Genomic DNA, 17,318 nt, shown 5'->3' with positions numbered 1-17,318 from the left:
TATTACAAAGTTACATTAATTACTAAGACGTCTGTTTTTTATTGGGCCTCTAGATTGATTTATATCTTGTGCCAATGTATTTAAATTATCAGTAGGAGGCGCATACACTTGCAAGAGAATGTACTCAACCAGTTCATAAGCATCCATAGTATCGTTCAAACTTAATTCATTATCTGAATGACTTCCAGCGTTGCCCAACCACTTTACAGCCTCAAGATGCTCTTTTATAGTTTGATATTTATCTGGTAGATGTTCCTCAATTCTACTATGTAAAGATATTTTTTTACTTATATCTTTTTTAGAATACAGATTTACACCTTGATCAGTAAGGATTTCTTCAATAGAAATTCTTACTAGATTGGCTGCTGCGGAAGGAGAAGTAAAAAACAATTCAAATGATTTGTTTAATAATTTTTTAATATCATCAGGAGTATCTTTTGGAATAGTGATTAACTTGAGATTTGGATAGAAGAATAAAGGTTTGTAATAAGTATAATATTCATTAGGCTGACTAAAATTATCGTAATTAACTGCACACTCAATATCTACACCTGCATACCCAATACAAGCAACAACCTCACCACATTTATCATTAATACATTTAAACATACAATTAAAAGTTATTTGCATGTCCTGAAATTCAGAATATTCATTACGTTGATATAGTTTTGAATCAACAGTTTCAACCGATTTTAACGTATCCTTATTTAATCGTAGCAACCCTTTATTACAGCGGGGACACAAATAATCGGGTGCCTCTTTTTCAGTGAAGGTATTTGTATACAAATATCTTTCCATTTATTAACCCTTAATTAAAATGCATATTCTGGCACAAAAACTTCACCCACCATAATACGTCGTGCTGAGCGGCTCATGGAGACTTTTTTGGCTTGCCAGCGACCATCGACTTGCTCGGTTTTTCCGCCTACTAATAACGTGCCAGAGGGATGACCAAAACGTACTTCACTAAGTTGCTTTTTCGATTGACCGCCACCTGCCGCTTCATTGACCAATGTACCTTGTGTAGTTGCCGCTGCGGCAATCGCAACCGCTGCCGTGCCCATCATGGCATGATGTAGTTGCCCCATGCTCATCGCCCGTACGACAAGATCAATCTCATTCGCCTCAACGGCTTTGCCACTTGATGCGCTGTAACTTTGTGCAGCGCCAACCCATGCAATCTTGGGTATATGCTGACTGGTTTGCGCTTCACTGACGTCTTTAAACAGCCCCATCGCAACGCCGCCTTTGGCACGGATGTTTTCAAGCTTGGCAAGTAGTTCATTATCGCTATTAATATCACCTTGCAACTCAGTGCCAGTAAAGCCTAAATCTTCTGCTTTCATAAAGATGGTTGGAATACCTGCACTGATAAAGGTTGCTTTGACACTATCAGCAGCCAAACCACAGCCAGATACATCAAAGTCATCGATTAGATTATTTGTCGGGAACATGTCACTTGATGAATCAACGGGATCGATAAATTCGATTTTGACTTCAGCCGCTGGGAAGGTTACACCGTCTAATTCAAAATCGCCGGTTTCTTGTACTTGCACTTTGCCTTGTGCGTCCATGTAAACAGGCACATGAGCAATGATGGTTTTACTGATATTCTGTTGCCAAATACGCACCTCACAAATACCGCTTTCAGCATCTTCTTCGATACTATTAGTAATTTTGTCGGCATCGACCAGACCCATATTAATGGCACAGGCACCGACTGCTGCGGTCAAATTGCCACAGTTACCCGCCCAATCAATCATTGGTTTGGCGATATTGACCTGTCCAAACAAGTAGTTCACATCGTGGTCTGATCTAGAAGACTCAGATAAGATGACTGTTTTTGAAGTGCTAGAGCTGCCATTGCCTAAGCCGTCGATTTGCTTACCATAAGGATCAGGGCTACCGATAACCCGCAATAGGAACTTATCACGCGACTCGCCAGCGACTTGGCAACGCTCTGGTAAGTCAGACAGTTTAAAAAACGTGCCTTTTGAGGTGCCGCCACGCATATAGGTGGCGGGGACAGATAGTTGTGGGGCAAAAGCAGGGTTTGGTAGGGTCATTTTTTTATTCCTATTATTTTAGTACGATATATTCATCACCGTTTTGAATGACCATTGTTAATGATTCAATAGATTGCGGCGACAACATATTTAAAGACTCACTGGTTTCTTCAGAGCTTTGTGCAGCTGCTTGTTGCAGCCAATAACGTGCTTTTTCTTCATTTTTTCGAACACCCCATCCGTTTAAATAGGCTGCTGCTAAAAAGTTCTGTGCCTGCAGATCGCCTTCTTTTGAGGCAATAGACAAAAGCTTAGCAGCTTTAGTCAAATCTTGCTTGGTACCCCATCCTTTTATATACATAAGGGCTAAAGTTGTCACGGCATGAATAAACCCACTTTCAGCGGACAAACTGTACCAGTAACACGCTGCTACTAAGTCTTGACCGACACCATCACCAGTATGAAATTTAAGCGCCAAGAGATACTGCGAAACTGGGTCGCCTTCATCAATGCCAGGTCTCAAATCGGACTTAGCCATTTCAAGTTGTTCCCGTCGAATTTGTATAATACTATCAACGGACTCTTGTATATCGCGACCGGTACGTACATTAGAAACCCAACAACCAATAATAATAGCAATAACGACAATGGAAATAGAGACGTCTACTATTGATAAATCAGTGAGACTACTACAACCGCTAAGATTCAATACAGAAATCAAAATAATAAAAGTTCTATTGATGTTTTTCATGCCACTTCTTATGATAAAAAATGACAATTATACTAAATAGAAAAACAAATGTTTATTTTTTTAAGAAAATTCATTTAAATAAAGTACTATAAGCAATGTATTTAATGGATAGAAGCCTAATAAGACTAAGGAGTATCAGAATCTATTGTGAGACTACTAAAAAAGCCAATGCCATATAAATATAACATTGGCTTTTGTCACGTGTACGGCAGCTATCGTTGTTGTTTATTCGTTTCTATTAAACGATATCTAACGTGCCATCGATAAACTCTTTAGCAAAGCGCTGCAGCATACCGCCTGCGTTGTACATTTTGACCTCATCAGCAGTATCTAAACGACATTTCACTGAGGCTTTATCGACAGTGCCATCTGTGCGGTTAATGACCAATGTCATCTCACCGCCAGCCGACACTTCGCCTTCGATATCGAATATTTCAGTACCATCGATATTTAGAGTATTACGATTGACACCTTCTTTAAACTGCAAGGGTAGCGCGCCCATACCGACTAAGTTTTGACGATGGATACGCTCAAAATCTTCAGCGACGACGACTTCAACCCCAGCTAAACGCACACCTTTAGCAGCCCAGTCACGGCTTGAGCCTTGACCATAGCCGTCACCGGCGATGATGATCAGCGGCTGCTCGCGGTTCATATAGGTTTCAATTGCTTCCCACATACGCATGACTTGACCTTCAGGCTCTACTCTAGCAAGCGAACCTTGTATTACTTCACCTTTCTCGTCACGTACCATCTCATTCAATAGCTTAGGATTGGCAAAGGTCGCACGCTGCGCCGTTAAGTGGTCGCCACGATGCGTGGCGTATGAGTTATAGTCTTCCGCCGGCAGACCCATGGTATCAAGGTACTCGCCAGCAGCTGAGTCACCCAAAATCGCATTAGATGGCGATAAATGGTCAGTAGTGATATTGTCACCTAACACCGCTAACGGGCGCATACCTTTTAGCTTATTCATCGCTGCCATTTTGCCTTCCCAATACGGCGGACGGCGGATATAAGTCGTCTGTTCACGCCAGTTATAGAGCGGACTTAATGCTTTACCCGTGTCTTTTTTGGCTTCGTCAAACATCGGAATATAAACAGCGTTAAATTGTTCAGGTTTTACCGCTTTAGCCACGATGGCATCAACTTCATCATCATCGAACCAGATGTCTTTTAGATAAACGTCATTGCCGTTTTGGTCTTTTCCTAATGAGTCTTTTTCGATATCAAAACGGATGTTACCGGCAATAGCATAGGCAATCACCAATGGTGGTGACGCTAAAAATGCTTGCTTGGCGTATGGATGGATACGACCATCGAAATTGCGGTTGCCTGATAATACTGCCGTACTAAACAAGTCACGATCGATGATTTCTTTTTCGATATCAGGATCAAGTGCGCCACTCATACCATTACACGTCGTACAAGCAAAGCCAACCACGTCAAAGCCGATTTCTTGTAGCTCAGACATCAAGCCTGCTTCTTCTAGGTACATTTTGACGGTTTTAGAGCCTGGTGCTAATGATGATTTTACCCAAGGCTTACGTAACAAGCCTTTAGCATTGGCGTTACGGGCAACGAGGCCTGCTGCTACCATATTGCGTGGGTTTGAGGTGTTGGTGCAGCTGGTGATAGCCGCGATAATAACTGCGCCATCTGGCATCATGCCGTCTTTGGGTTCTGGTAGTTTTTCATCAGCACCGTGAGCAATACCTTTGGCAACCAAATCCGTGGTTGAGACACGAGCATGCGGACGCGACGGCCCTGCCATATTACGTACAACTGCTGATAGATCAAACTCAAGCACGCGAGCATATTCAGCTTTTTCCATACCATCAGCCCATAGACCAGTCTGCTTAGCATACTGCTCAACCAATTTTATTTGAGCTTCACTACGACCAGTTAGGCGTAAATAGTCGATGGTTTGTTCATCGATATAGAACATCGCCGCGGTTGCGCCATATTCTGGCGTCATGTTTGAGATAGAAGCACGGTCGCCAACGCTTAGTTGGCGCGCACCTTCACCGAAGAACTCGATATAGGTAGAGACTACGCCAGCATCACGTAAGAACTCGGTCATAGCGAGTACTAAATCGGTGCCAGTAATGCCTTTTTGCAATTTGCCGGTTAATTTAACCCCAACGTAATCCGGTAGGCGCATATAAGACGGGTTGCCTAGCATGACGCTTTCGGCTTCAAGACCACCAACACCGATTGAGATAACCCCCAACGCATCAACCATGGGCGTATGGCTATCGGTGCCAACCAAGGTATCGGCACAGGCGACTTGTTCACCGGCTTTATTGTGGACGACTTGGACGACTGGCGACATTTTCTCTAAGTTGATTTGGTGCATGATGCCGTTACCGGGCGGTACGACGTTGACGTTATCAAAGGCATACTGGCACCAGTTGATAAAATGAAAGCGGTCATCGTTACGGCGCTCTTCGATAGCACGGTTTTTCTCAAAAGCGTTTTCTTCAAAGCCGGCATGTTCAACGGCAAGCGAATGGTCGACAATCAATTGCGTTGGCACGATAGGATTAACTTTTGACGGATCACCACCTTGTTCAGCAATGGCATCACGTAAACCTGCCAAGTCAACAAAAGCTGTCTGACCTAAGATATCATGGCAGACGACGCGGGCAGGGTACCAAGGAAAATCAAGGTCTTGCTTACCTTCGATATGCTGCTTAAGCGCCGCGGTTAGCTCTTCTGGTGGGCAACGGCGCACCAAGTTTTCACATAGTACTTTTGAGCAAAACGGTAGCTTGTCATACGCGCCAGCTTCGATGCTCTCGACAGCCTCACGGGTATCAAAATAATATAAATCGGTATCGGGTAGTGGCTTTTTAAAGAGTTCGTTCATTGGTTGTACTAGTGCGTTGTCCATAAGTCACCTTTGGCTGTTAGCTGGATTGAATGAATATTTTTATTGAAAAGATATTTTTTCAGCAAAAACTTCTTTAATAAAAAAGACTTTGCTAAAAAAACGATATTGAGTATTCAAACATAGGATCCTAAAGCCAGTATATGACCAACTCCTAATGTCGTGGTGAATACAAAAAACCAGTTGGTATGCGAAGATGGGGTGGTTGGGCGAAATAATTTGACCCAAGCCATTATCATGCACACTAGATTTATGACAAATAAAGAGCCCCATAAGTTGAGCAAAAAATCTAACCATTCTCGACTTAAATTATCCTGAGCAAAATCTATCGTAAATTTGATGCTGGTATAGCTAAAACTGAGTAGAGTAATTGCTGATATGATGAAAATAAATATATCTACTTTTGATATCTTTTGATTTTGGTACTTAGGATAGACGATAGGTTTTATTAGTAATACTACTAACCATAAAAAGCTCGCCACCCAGACGACATATGATGGCCATACCGTCATCATACTTCTCCAAACGTAAACATAGATATCAAAAACTTGAGTATTATTTATAGAGTGTGCTATGCGCGCCAGTTAAAGGGTATCTAACTATCAGCACGCAAAGCACCTCTTAAAAATAATAATTTTATTTTAACTAATTAACGCGCGCTCATCTCTGGTACTGGGCGTAGCTCTTCACCAGTATATTCCGCACTTGGGCGGATAATACGGTTATTGGCACGTTGCTCAAATACGTGAGCCGCCCAACCTGTTAGACGTGAGCAAACAAAGATTGGTGTGAACAGCTTGGTTGGGATACCCATAAAGTGATAGGCAGAGGCATGGAAAAAGTCAGCATTACAGAACAGTTTTTTCTCACGCCACATGACCTCTTCACAGCGTACTGATACTGGGTATAGCACTTCATCACCAACATCCGCTGCCAGTTTTTCAGCCCAGCCTTTAATCACCACGTTACGTGGATCTGATTCGCTATAGATGGCATGACCAAAGCCCATAATTTTGTCTTTACGCGCTAGCATACCCATCATTTCTTCTTCGGCTTCATCAGGTGAGCTAAAGCCTTCAATCATATCCATCGCCGCCTCATTAGCGCCACCATGCAGAGGACCGCGTAGTGAACCGATTGCGCCAGTGATACAAGAATGGATATCAGATAGCGTAGAGGCACACACACGAGCGGTAAAGGTCGAGGCGTTGAACTCATGCTCTGCATAGAGGATAAGCGAGACGTTCATCACTTTTGTGTGTAGCTCGTTTGGTTTTTCGCCTTTAAGCAAATGTAAGAAATGACCGCCAATCGTCGCATCATCCGTTTCAGTTTCGATACGCACGTTGTCATGGGTAAAACGATACCAATAGTTGATGATAGAAGGGAATACCGCAAGCATGCGATCTGCTTGGTCGTTTTCTTCATCAAAACTCATTTCGGTTTCTAAGTTACCCAGCATAGAGCAACCGGTACGTAATACATCCATTGGATGCGATTCGGCAGGGATACGCTCAAGCACGTCTTTTAATGACTGTGGTAGACCACGTAAGCTTTTGAGCTTGGCTTGATAGGCATCAAGCTCAGTTTGGTTTGGCAAGTTGCCATAAAGCAGCAAGTAAGCCACTTCTTCAAAGATGCATTTGTCTGCCAGTTCTGACACGTCATAACCGCGATACGTCAGACCTGATCCTGACTTGCCGACGGTAGATAGCGCGGTCTTGCCAGCGACTTGTCCGCGTAGACCTGCGCCTGACAATACTTTTGTTGATGGGTTCTGTGCTGCCATGATGAAATTCCTTTTGTGGGTAGCTTTTTGGGTGAAAAACGGCGTTTCTAAGCTTCTAATAATGAATTTGTCAGTTAATGACTGATGATAGCGTTACGCAGGCTGTTCAGGCTGTGGACCATCTAAATCGACATTACAGCGCTCAAACTCCGCTTCGATAGGGCCGTTTAAGACTTCCATTGCGCTGCCTTCGCCTTCTGCATTATTGATTTTCATGTACTTGACACCCAGTGGTGATTCCATGAATGTCTGAATCTCAGTCATCTCCTCTGGAGTAGGGTCAGCCATTGGTGTTGCAATTTCTTCACCATTCATGACGCGCAGTTGCTCATTACCAAACGTAATCAGCTTTTTCCCTACCTCTGACGTATAAAAGTTATCCAACTCTTGTAACTCTGCATCGGTAAACTGACTCTTATAGAAACGATCGACTTCGGCTTTACCCAAATCTTTGTCACGTGATTCAAGGCAGCTGACTTGCTCAGCACTGAGTGCGCCACTATTGATAACTGGTGCGAACAATAGACTGTCGACGGTATCTAGCGTAATCGTCGTCATGACCAAGTCATTTTGAGTGACAGGTGCAGGAGCCTCTTTGGTAGCATCAACTTCAGCAGTGCTTGCACCACTGGTCGTATCGTCGGCGGTTTCTGGTGTTTTATCACAGCCCGTCATGAATAATAGCGCCGCAAGCGTGCTGCTCAGTAGTGACGCTTTAAGGGCAGTATTAGCAGTAAAAAATGGCATAAATAACCTAAAAGTAAATGAAGACGGATTTCGAAAAGATAACACACTCAAAGGTGAGCTATCTTTTCAGTGTTGCCAATGACGAATGCTTAACTACTTACTATTGGCAAATAGCTTGTCTAGTGTCTGCTCAAACTCATGATAATTTAAGAAATCATACAGCTCCATGCGGGTTTGCATGGTATCAACAACTTTTTCTTGGGTGCCATCAGTCAATAGATGCTGATAAACGTTTAATGCCGCTTTGTTCATCGCACGGAATGCTGATAGTGGGTACAACACCATCTCGACACCCACGCCATATAGCTGGTCAGTGGTGTAAAGGTCGGTTTGACCAAACTCTGTCATGTTGGCGAGTACTGGAATATCTAGTACATCTGTGAACTTACGATACATTTCGATATCGGTTAAGGCTTCAGCAAAAATCATGTCTGCGCCTGCTTCTTGGAATGCAACAGCGCGCTCTACAGCAGCATCAAGACCTTCTACCGATAGCGCATCCGTACGTGCCATGACCACAAAATCAGGGTCAGTTTTGGCATCCAATGCCGCTTTTAAACGATCAACCATTTCTGAAATACTGACGATTTCTTTGTTAGGGCGATGACCACAGCGCTTTTGCGCCACTTGGTCTTCGATATGTACCGCTGCCACGCCCGCTTTTTCCATTTTTCTAATGGTTTGGGCAATGTTGAATGCACCGCCAAAACCAGTGTCGATATCTACTAATAACGGCGTGTCAACTGCGTCAGTGATACGTCGTGCATCTTCTAGTACATTATCAAGGCTAGTCATACCCAAATCAGGAAGACCAAATGAGGCATTTGCCACACCAGCACCGGAGAGATACAACGCTTGATGGCCGACTTGGGTCGCCATCATTGCAGTATAGGCATTGATAGCACCTGCAATTTGTAGTGGCTGGTTATTATCGTTTTTTTGGGTCAAAGCACTGCGAAAGCGTGCGCCTGCTGAAGGTGAAGTCATGTGAGTGTCCTTGCATAGAGAGATAGTATTATCGTTATTGTGTTCGATTATACTCAATAATCAGTGAGTGAAAAGCATTGTTTGAGTATTTTTATTTAAATAATTTAAATAAACAATTTATTAAAATTAACATTATTCACTATATGAATAGCATTATCTATAAGGTAATGGTTTGTTCAAGCTATTATTCATATTGCTGAATTTACAAAGACACGTATAGCCCATTATTTACATTTATTTACAATAGCGGTTGCGCTTATTTTTATCGATTCATGGTTTTAGCTTACCAAAAAGCCCTAATAGCTAAGCTAAAAGGGCTTTTATGATATAAATAGATATTTTTAAAACCGACACCTAGCCAAATAGTCCAGCAAGATTGGCTAAAAATAACAGCGCAAAACCCGTTAAGAAGATGAGTCCCGCGATAGAGAGTGCATTCATACCAAAAGACAGTTTTTTATGGTTTTTCACCAGTGAATAATTCAACCAGCCAAAGATAGGCGCTGAGACAAATGCTGATATCATGGCAAACTTAAGCATAGTACCTAATTGTCCAGTAAAGAAAGTGATAATCATCAACCCACCACCGATAGCATAGGTCGTCCAAAAAGCGATTTGCTTTTTGTTGATTTCGCTTTCACCTTTTATTAGACGCCAGCACTCAGCGTTGGCGCGGCCATAACCGTCTGCACAGGTGATCGTCGTGCCAAACATACACATAAAGGCGACGAAAGCGACCAATAGACGTGACCATTCACCGATAGTTGCGGTATACATGTTGATCAACTGATTGATATAAGCGCCACCAACCAGCTCAATTTCTTGTCCTGAGCCATACTGTACAAACACACCTAACGATAAGAAGAACAATGCCAAAATCGCTGAGACGGCATAACCCACGTTAAAATCAAGCAAACCTTGGCGATGGGTGGTGTGATCAGCTTTGACTTTGGCGGATGTCCACATCGAGGTAATGGCGGCAAACTCAAGCGGTGCTGGCATCCAGCCCATGAGTGCCACGATGAAACCTAAAGTTGCTAAATTCCAAGGAGAGGCCGCGACAAAGTCAGCAGCCATAACCGTTGGCTTGCCAGCAGCAATGATGACAGCAGCGACGGTCGCAGTCGTCAAGGCAATCATAATCCATTTGGTCACACCATCAAGCAGCTTATAGTGACCTGCAATTAAAAAGAACCAAGAAACCGCCACGATGATTAGAGACAGTGCCATCGTCGATAGCCCAAGAGAAGCGGGTAGCATAAAACCTAAGATAACCGCTGCTATTAATGAGACTGCGCCCGTACTAATGACGGCTGATAGGATAGAGAGTATAAAATATACCCACAGATATACTTTTGAGCGTTTGGCATAGCCTGCAATTAAACTCTCGCCAGTGTCATAGACGTAGTCGGTTGCAAAACGAAAAAATGGATACTTAAAAACGTTGGCTAAAATAATCATAATGGCCAGTTGCCAGCCATATATAGCGCCAGCCTGCGTCGATGAAATCAAATGTGAGCCACCGATAGCAGCGGTTGCCATCAAAATACCGGGACCAAAGATGCGCCAGCTAAAGCCTTCTTGCGGCGAGGTCGCAGTATCGTCAGTGGCATTTGGGTTGGTGCGTGGGTTATTGAGTGGTTGTGTGGTCATGAATACCTCTAAATGGTTAAAACGGCAAATTATCACTTACCTGTGTCAGCTTGCCAATGATCATGAGAGAAGCGCTTTATAAACTGCTTAAATATAAAACGATTCATCTTGTATCGACTTTAGCACACCGAAGCCAGTCAGGAGAATGATTATTCTAGTTGTTATTACTATTTGTTTGCATTGCCATTCTTTTTAGTTAGCATAATCAGTTGCTAATATCAAGCATTAAGGCTGATTATTTTTTAGCGGTTCTTTATAACACAATATCCATTCAATATCTGATAATTTAAGGCTGTGACACAAATTTTTGCTGCCGATAAGTGATGCCGCGCTGCTCATATACCTGATAGGTGGCGCGCAGTAAATCAGAAATGCTGGGATGAACGAAATCTTTGAGCGTATGCAGATAAATAGGGGAGGTGACGTTTTCGTGTACTAAACGTTGATAACTGATTTGGTCGGTACGCACGGTCTTTAGGCTAGCAGGCACAAGCGTAATACCTTCGCCAGCCGCCACCAAGCCTAGCGCTACTTGCAAGTCACTCACCGTCGTAGTCATAAAAGGCGAAATACCGTATTGTGCGAATAAGTGTAGTAAAGGCTCCGTAATAGGCGCGCTATGTGCGGATTGCTCAGCGCTTGTGCGTCTGGATTTTGTATTATTATCCAGCTTTGCGCTGGTTGACCTTACGCTCGTCGCTATCGGTAAATGGGTTTGATGGTAGAGAATCAGTCGATTGTTTGCTAAGTCTATCAATCGCTGCTCCTTTATATGCGCCAAAGGATGGGCTTTTGGTAAGGCGACGACATAACGCTCATGACGCATTAGTATTTGCTGAATCCATGGATCTTGATGGGGGAAACGCCCAAATCCGATGTCTATCTCACCAGATTTGAGCGCCTCTATTTGTTGATATGAGCTGATGTCTTTGAGATTGACGTCGATATCGGGGCTGGATTGCTTCAGCATGGCAATGATTTCAGGAAGCAATCCATAAAGCACGGATGGGACAAAGCCAATATTCAGCATACTGCTGGGCGTAGATAGTCGCTGCGTCATGCTGGTGACGGTATCAATCTCTGTCAATATGGCGCTGATTTTGTCGTAAAAGAATGTACCAGCTTCGGTCAGATGTAGCGGTCTATGGTAGCGATCGACCAATTCTACACCCATATCTGTTTCAAGCTGTTTAAGCAGGCGACTCAAGCTTGGTTGTGACAATCCAGTTTTAGTCGCTGCGGCACTAAAGCTCCGTGAATCTGCGATAGCAATAAAAGCGTTGAGCTGTTTTAAATCCATATCTTTATGCTCACTTGTTTATGATGTCACCGTTGCTTGTGGCTTATTTTTTTGGCTATTTTGATTATTTTATCCGAATAAGAGCAGTAAGCGACAAATTATGCTTGAAGCGAACGAGGCGAGCTACTATATTGTTTGTTAACGTTAGTGTTACACTTTAGCAAACAATAAAAACTTTATTCTTAATTCTAGCCGTCATCTACTTTTTCGCGGTAAAAACTGGTTTGGTATTACTTCATGAGCGACAAAAAAAATAGCCCTAATGCGCAGTTAGAGGCAAATTTAGCCAAAATTGCTAATACTAAGCCACGTAAGCGTATGCGTAAAGATAATATCTACGAGCGTTTCATCACGCGTGTCGAAAATGTTGATAGTAATGAGGATAACCCTGCTTTCAAAGAAAATGCATTAAAACCACTAAAAAATACCGATCATCTTTCATCATACGAGCCATTAAGCGCCACAGAGCTAGAATTATTTGCTAATTTAGAGCAAGAAAGCGTGAGCACAGGTATTCATGTAGATTTTTCTGATGACGATAAAGACGAGGGTTTTTCGACAAATCATGCACCGATAGCTAATACTGACAACTCTTTAGACTCTGATGCAAATAACGATAAATCTTCTTTATATATCGCTGACAGCGCGAATGCTGATGATTTAAAACGTCAAGATTCAGAAAGATTAGCAGCTGAAAAAGTTAGAAACGAACAACTATCTAATAATAACGACGCTGTAAATGACAATGCTATTGCTAAACAATTAGCAAAATCAAAGGAAAAGCAAGTAAGTAGCAAAAAACCGCTTATTATTGGCATGATCTTTGGCTCATTATTGATTGCTATTATTGTAGCAACACTAATTTTTACCGGCATTCTATCGACCTCAACGAAAACGATTGCACCTGATAGTACAGAGACGAAAACAACAACGACAGATGCAGCACCAGCTGTTAGCACTGGCAAAGCAGTAGCAACCGATGATAACCAACCTTCTGCTGATACAGGCGCGGTAGACAAATCGACAGTGATTTCGCAACCAGATGAATCCCCCACTGAGAATCCAGACACTAATCCTAATGGGGTAGAGACTACTGAAGCCCCATCGACCATGCCAGCAGCTGATGCAGCCATCACTTATGATGACTTTAGAGAAGAATCCCAAAGTACCTTGTATCGTGAGACCAATGATTAGGGTCTGTTGCACATTCATAATTTCAACTAGTCATTCAATCTAAGGCATGTTATCAATTCAAATGGACTGAATTTTGCCAAGCAGCGTTAAATATCTGCCTAATACCTCGAGATAACCTGTGCGATTTTGCTTATTAGACTGCAATTCATCTCATTTTTATTACCATTTTTCAAATTGCTCATCAGCAACTAGCCATACAATAATAGTGCTTTCAAGCCGCTTATCAGTCAATTCTATCGCTCATACCAAAAATCATTGCAACATACCCGAGAGCCCGTATCCTGAGATCAAGGATACGGTGATAGGCCGTTCATAACATGGATTGACTCGGTATTGGATTATGACTCTCTCAGACAATAAAAATGACATCAATAAAAGTGTTGGCTTATCCAGCAATTCTAATAACGAGCCACTATTAGCAACCGACACAGCAAAGCTAGAAAAAGGCAGTTTGCTGAGTCATGTAAAATGGTTTGCCATAGTGGGCGTCTTGTTGTTAACGACTATATTTGTGTCGGCTCGTTTTTTTTCAACAATCCCTCAAACATCCATGGTAAGTGTTCATGTACCTGTTACGGTAGCTACTCATCAAATCAACGAGACGGCAGCAGATAGTTCACAGCTAGCAAAAGTTAAAAATAATCACAATCAGGCTAATGTTGAAGCTAAGCATGCTCAAGCCAAGAATGCTATTAGTTATGGTGATTTTAGACAGGAAGCACAGAATATCTTATATCGTGAGGCAGAAGCGTCTGTCTCACGTGTGAACCTAAATACAGCTAGCATTGAGCCTGCCATTAGTCATGAAGATTTTAGAGTAGAAGCAAAAAATATCTTATACCGTGAGGAAAAATAATCAAGTTTATAGGCTAACAGTCACTTTGGTTAATGCTAATTGATAGTGGACTTAACCATATTTTTAATTTCAATGACACTTAATATCTGCTGACCATCTGCAACCAGCAGTAGCGTACTACCACGGCGAGCCACTTCTGGTAATTGTTGTTCTAAATCCATAGTACATCGACGTCGCCAGCAGCTTCCACCGCTCGTCCCAAGATCACAATCACCTTAGCTTGAACATCCAGCTCATGACTACTACGCTAATCGTTGTCAAAATTAAGCAAACTAACAAAGCCGCTGAAATAAAAATAGCAATGATTTTTCCTTTTGAGAGGACGGCAATATAGTCAGTGCAATTTAATTTGGCATCTTCTATCGTACCAAGGACATCATACGATCTAAGAAGCCTTGTTCAGGCGCTTGGGTGATATGAATAATATATCAGTGTTAAGCCATATAGAAAGCTATTAATTGAATTATGGATACCGCTTAGATATCAAATCTTAAGTGACGCTGGAGCAGTATTTTTTTGGAAGCAATAGGGTTTTTAATATTGTAAATAATTATAGAAACAAAAATGATTATCATTTACAATATTGTTCACAAAGTTAGTACACACAGCATTATTAGCTAAATATAACTTTTACCACTCTTTGATCCTCCAATTAAGTGAAGTGAATATGAAACGCCACCATCAAGTTGCTCTATCCTTTCTTACCCTTTGTATCAGCCAGCAACTATATGCACAAAACAATGTCAGTGCTATGGACATCGCTTCAAATACGAGGCTTTCAGAAGACTTAGCTGTCAACGCCGCCTCAAGTGAGTTACCAGACGTGACTTTAGATACCATTACGGTCACTGCTAAAGCAAGGACAGGAACGGCTTTGGCACAAAAAATTAGTGAGATGCCCGCCGTCACACAGGTAATTACCGAAAATGAGCTACAAATGCAGGCGACAGGCAATCGTACTACTGGAGATATATTGGCTCAGCTTATTCCAAGTTTGGGGGCAAGTAGTGGCTCAACTAGTAACTACGGCACGACCATGCATGGCCGTCCCGTGCAGTTTTTGCTGAATGGTGTGCCATTGAGTGGCTCACGCAGCCTTTCACGCGAGCTAAACAGTATCGACCCTGCGCAGCTTGAGCGGGTAGAGGTGCTCTCTGGTGCGACCAGTATTTATGGGGCTGGCGCGGCTGGTGGTCTGATTAATCTCGTCACAAAATCTATGGTGGGTTATGGCTCTATCAGGCAAACCAGAGTCGGCGTCAGTAGCAGTCGTAATTTTGACTCAGATTCATTGGGTTATCATGTGGGGCAGACATTGGGTTATGGCGGTGAGCGAGTCTATGGTCGCCTAGATGTGGATTATGATCGTAAGGGCGGCAAATTCGATAGCCACGATAATCGCATCAGTCCAGACGTCAATCAAACTGACCAACAAGATACCGAGTCGCTAAGTGTTAACGGTAGCTTGGGTATAGAGCTCACTGACAGCCAACGTCTTGATTTGGCAGTGACTTACTATAATGATGAGCAGAATACTGACTATGGTCCAGATTATGGTAAAAATTTACAAGTATTATTAAAACCGAAAAAACTACCACCATCTTTAAAAGCGATTGATGGTGCTGAAGTAGAAAACGAGCCTTATACCACCAAAACATCAGTGAACCTTAACTATAATAATGATGATATTGCAGGCTCAAATTTGAGCGTCACAGGGTACTATCGAGACGAAAAAGGCCGTTTTTATCCTTCTGGGAAAAGTGCAGCAGACCAAGCAGCTGAAGTTTGGGCTACCAATGGTCTTACTGATAAAGACACCCTAGGTAAGCTGTTGGGCGCGGCAACATTCGTCACTCAATCAGAAGCAGATATTGAAGTGATGGGTCTACGCGCAGCCATGCAAACGGATAGCGAAATCGCAGGTAAAAAGACGCTATTTAGCTATGGTGCTGACTTTGAACGCGAAAAAAGCGAGCAAACCTATGAAGGCCAAGACTTAAACATGTTTATTGCTAGTAATGGTTTAAGCGCTCAAACTAATGGTCTGACTTATAATGGCGGACCAGATACCACCATTGATAAATGGGGCGCTTTTGTCAATGCCGATATAGATATCACTGATAAATGGCATACCAGTGCTGGCGTGCGCTATCAAAAACTCAAAGCAGAAACGGCTACTTTCACGCCCATTTATGAGCAATTGCTCGAAGAGTATTTTAATGATCCTCTCATCAACGGTGTCAGTGATGCTTATGGCATTGACTATCAGGCTGGTCAAGTGGAAAAGGGCCATACAGACCACGATAAAACCCTATTTACTATCGGTACCAGCTATCAATTAACCCCAAATGACCAAGTATTTGCCAATTTTTCACAAGGCTTTACCACTGCTGATATTCAGCGTGCGCTACGTGATGTACGGGCAGGCTTTGTCGTCAACTCAGACAATGTACAACCTATCGCAATCGACAATTACGAGTTGGGCTGGCAAGGTAAGCATGGCAATACTGCTGCACGATTGAGCGGTTTTTATAATGAATCAGACAAAACGGTACGTTTTACCAATGACTATACGGTAGAAGTGGTCGATACTGATGAGCGAGTCTACGGAATAGAAGGTTCGCTCAGCCATGATATTGATGATCAATGGCAATTGGGTGGCAGTGTCGCCTATACTCGTGGCCAGTATGATAAAGATGGTGATTGGTTGGAGCTTGATGCCGTACGCTTGACACCACTTAAAGGCACCGCATTTGCGCAATACAACTTCGATGAAGGCAGTAATATACGTCTACAAGCATTGGCAATTGGCGGTGATGATAAAGCCTTTAAGGATCAACAAAAAGATCCTGATTCTAGCGCATTGCCAGTCACAGGTTATATGACACTTGATGTATTAGGACAAGTCAAAATGCCGGTAGGTCGAGTAGACTATGGGATTTATAACTTACTCAATAAAGATTATCTAACGGTCTACCATCAAACAACCTATGGCGACTTGAATCGTTTGCCTGCCTCAGGTACAACTTACGGCTTGAGCTACACTGTGGATTATTAAAAATAATATCAGAAAACCTTTCACGCTAATTATTGGATAGCGTGAAAGGTTTTTACATTTTTTTTTCAAAACCTAAAATACGAT

General features: G+C 42.5%; 13 protein-coding genes. 3 read left to right on the top strand and 10 right to left on the bottom strand.

All coding sequences use genetic code 11. The features are described 5' to 3' along the window. Nucleotides 1–15: 15 nt before the first annotated feature. The 9 genes from ACP69U_RS01285 to ACP69U_RS01245 form a co-directional block, all read right to left on the bottom strand. The gene (locus tag ACP69U_RS01285; protein WP_270894066.1) at nucleotides 16–786 is read right to left on the bottom strand and encodes a DUF4145 domain-containing protein; all 771 of its coding nucleotides are present in this window, start codon (nucleotides 784–786) and stop codon (nucleotides 16–18) included. 26 nt (nucleotides 787–812) lie between these two features. Further along, entirely contained in the window at nucleotides 813–2,066 is a 1,254-nt protein-coding gene (gene prpF / locus ACP69U_RS01280; protein WP_426137567.1) for a 2-methylaconitate cis-trans isomerase PrpF, read from the bottom strand. Nucleotides 2,067–2,079: 13 nt separating this feature from the next. After that, a complete protein-coding gene (locus ACP69U_RS01275) occupies nucleotides 2,080–2,757 on the bottom strand; it encodes a tetratricopeptide repeat protein (RefSeq protein WP_426137566.1) in 678 nt (225 codons plus the stop codon). A 238-nt stretch (nucleotides 2,758–2,995) separates the two neighbouring features. After that, complete coding sequence (gene acnD, locus ACP69U_RS01270) at nucleotides 2,996–5,629, bottom strand: Fe/S-dependent 2-methylisocitrate dehydratase AcnD (RefSeq protein WP_426137680.1); 2,634 nt, start codon at nucleotides 5,627–5,629, stop codon at nucleotides 2,996–2,998. Nucleotides 5,630–6,299: 670 nt separating this feature from the next. Further along, nucleotides 6,300–7,439 carry a bifunctional 2-methylcitrate synthase/citrate synthase gene (gene prpC, locus ACP69U_RS01265; protein ID WP_426137565.1) on the bottom strand — a complete coding sequence of 380 codons (1,140 nt, stop codon included), beginning with the start codon at nucleotides 7,437–7,439 and terminating at the stop codon, nucleotides 6,300–6,302. A 93-nt stretch (nucleotides 7,440–7,532) separates the two neighbouring features. Beyond that, on the bottom strand, nucleotides 7,533–8,186 hold the full coding sequence (locus tag ACP69U_RS01260; RefSeq protein WP_426137564.1) for a DUF2059 domain-containing protein: 654 nt from the start codon (nucleotides 8,184–8,186) through the stop codon (nucleotides 7,533–7,535). A 93-nt stretch (nucleotides 8,187–8,279) separates the two neighbouring features. Continuing rightward, complete coding sequence (prpB, locus tag ACP69U_RS01255; RefSeq protein WP_426137563.1) at nucleotides 8,280–9,173, bottom strand: methylisocitrate lyase; 894 nt, start codon at nucleotides 9,171–9,173, stop codon at nucleotides 8,280–8,282. 354 nt (nucleotides 9,174–9,527) lie between these two features. Continuing rightward, a complete protein-coding gene (locus tag ACP69U_RS01250; RefSeq protein WP_045454703.1) occupies nucleotides 9,528–10,826 on the bottom strand; it encodes an NRAMP family divalent metal transporter in 1,299 nt (432 codons plus the stop codon). A gap of 286 nt (nucleotides 10,827–11,112) precedes the next feature. Beyond that, the gene (locus tag ACP69U_RS01245) at nucleotides 11,113–12,126 is read right to left on the bottom strand and encodes a LysR family transcriptional regulator (RefSeq protein ID WP_198329942.1); all 1,014 of its coding nucleotides are present in this window, start codon (nucleotides 12,124–12,126) and stop codon (nucleotides 11,113–11,115) included. 237 nt (nucleotides 12,127–12,363) lie between these two features. Between ACP69U_RS01245 and ACP69U_RS01240 the strand changes: the two genes are divergently transcribed. Continuing rightward, nucleotides 12,364–13,320 (top strand): hypothetical protein, encoded by a 957-nt coding sequence (locus ACP69U_RS01240; RefSeq protein WP_426137562.1) that lies wholly within the window; start codon nucleotides 12,364–12,366, stop codon nucleotides 13,318–13,320. A gap of 340 nt (nucleotides 13,321–13,660) precedes the next feature. Continuing rightward, a complete protein-coding gene (locus ACP69U_RS01235) occupies nucleotides 13,661–14,176 on the top strand; it encodes a hypothetical protein (RefSeq protein WP_426137561.1) in 516 nt (171 codons plus the stop codon). A gap of 35 nt (nucleotides 14,177–14,211) precedes the next feature. Here the strand turns inward: ACP69U_RS01235 and ACP69U_RS01230 are convergent, their stop codons facing one another. Next, the gene (locus tag ACP69U_RS01230) at nucleotides 14,212–14,337 is read right to left on the bottom strand and encodes a hypothetical protein (protein ID WP_265088312.1); all 126 of its coding nucleotides are present in this window, start codon (nucleotides 14,335–14,337) and stop codon (nucleotides 14,212–14,214) included. 506 nt (nucleotides 14,338–14,843) lie between these two features. Here ACP69U_RS01230 and ACP69U_RS01225 point away from each other — a divergent pair. Continuing rightward, complete coding sequence (locus tag ACP69U_RS01225) at nucleotides 14,844–17,234, top strand: TonB-dependent receptor (RefSeq protein WP_426137560.1); 2,391 nt, start codon at nucleotides 14,844–14,846, stop codon at nucleotides 17,232–17,234. The last annotated feature ends 84 nt before the right edge of the window (nucleotides 17,235–17,318 follow it).

Origin of the sequence: Psychrobacter sp. TWR1-1-1 (assembly GCF_049895865.1) — a bacterium.
Taxonomy (GTDB): domain Bacteria; phylum Pseudomonadota; class Gammaproteobacteria; order Pseudomonadales; family Moraxellaceae; genus Psychrobacter; species Psychrobacter immobilis_A.
The sequence above is the reverse complement of the archived record's forward strand: the minus strand, read 5'-3'. Positions and strand labels throughout refer to the sequence as shown.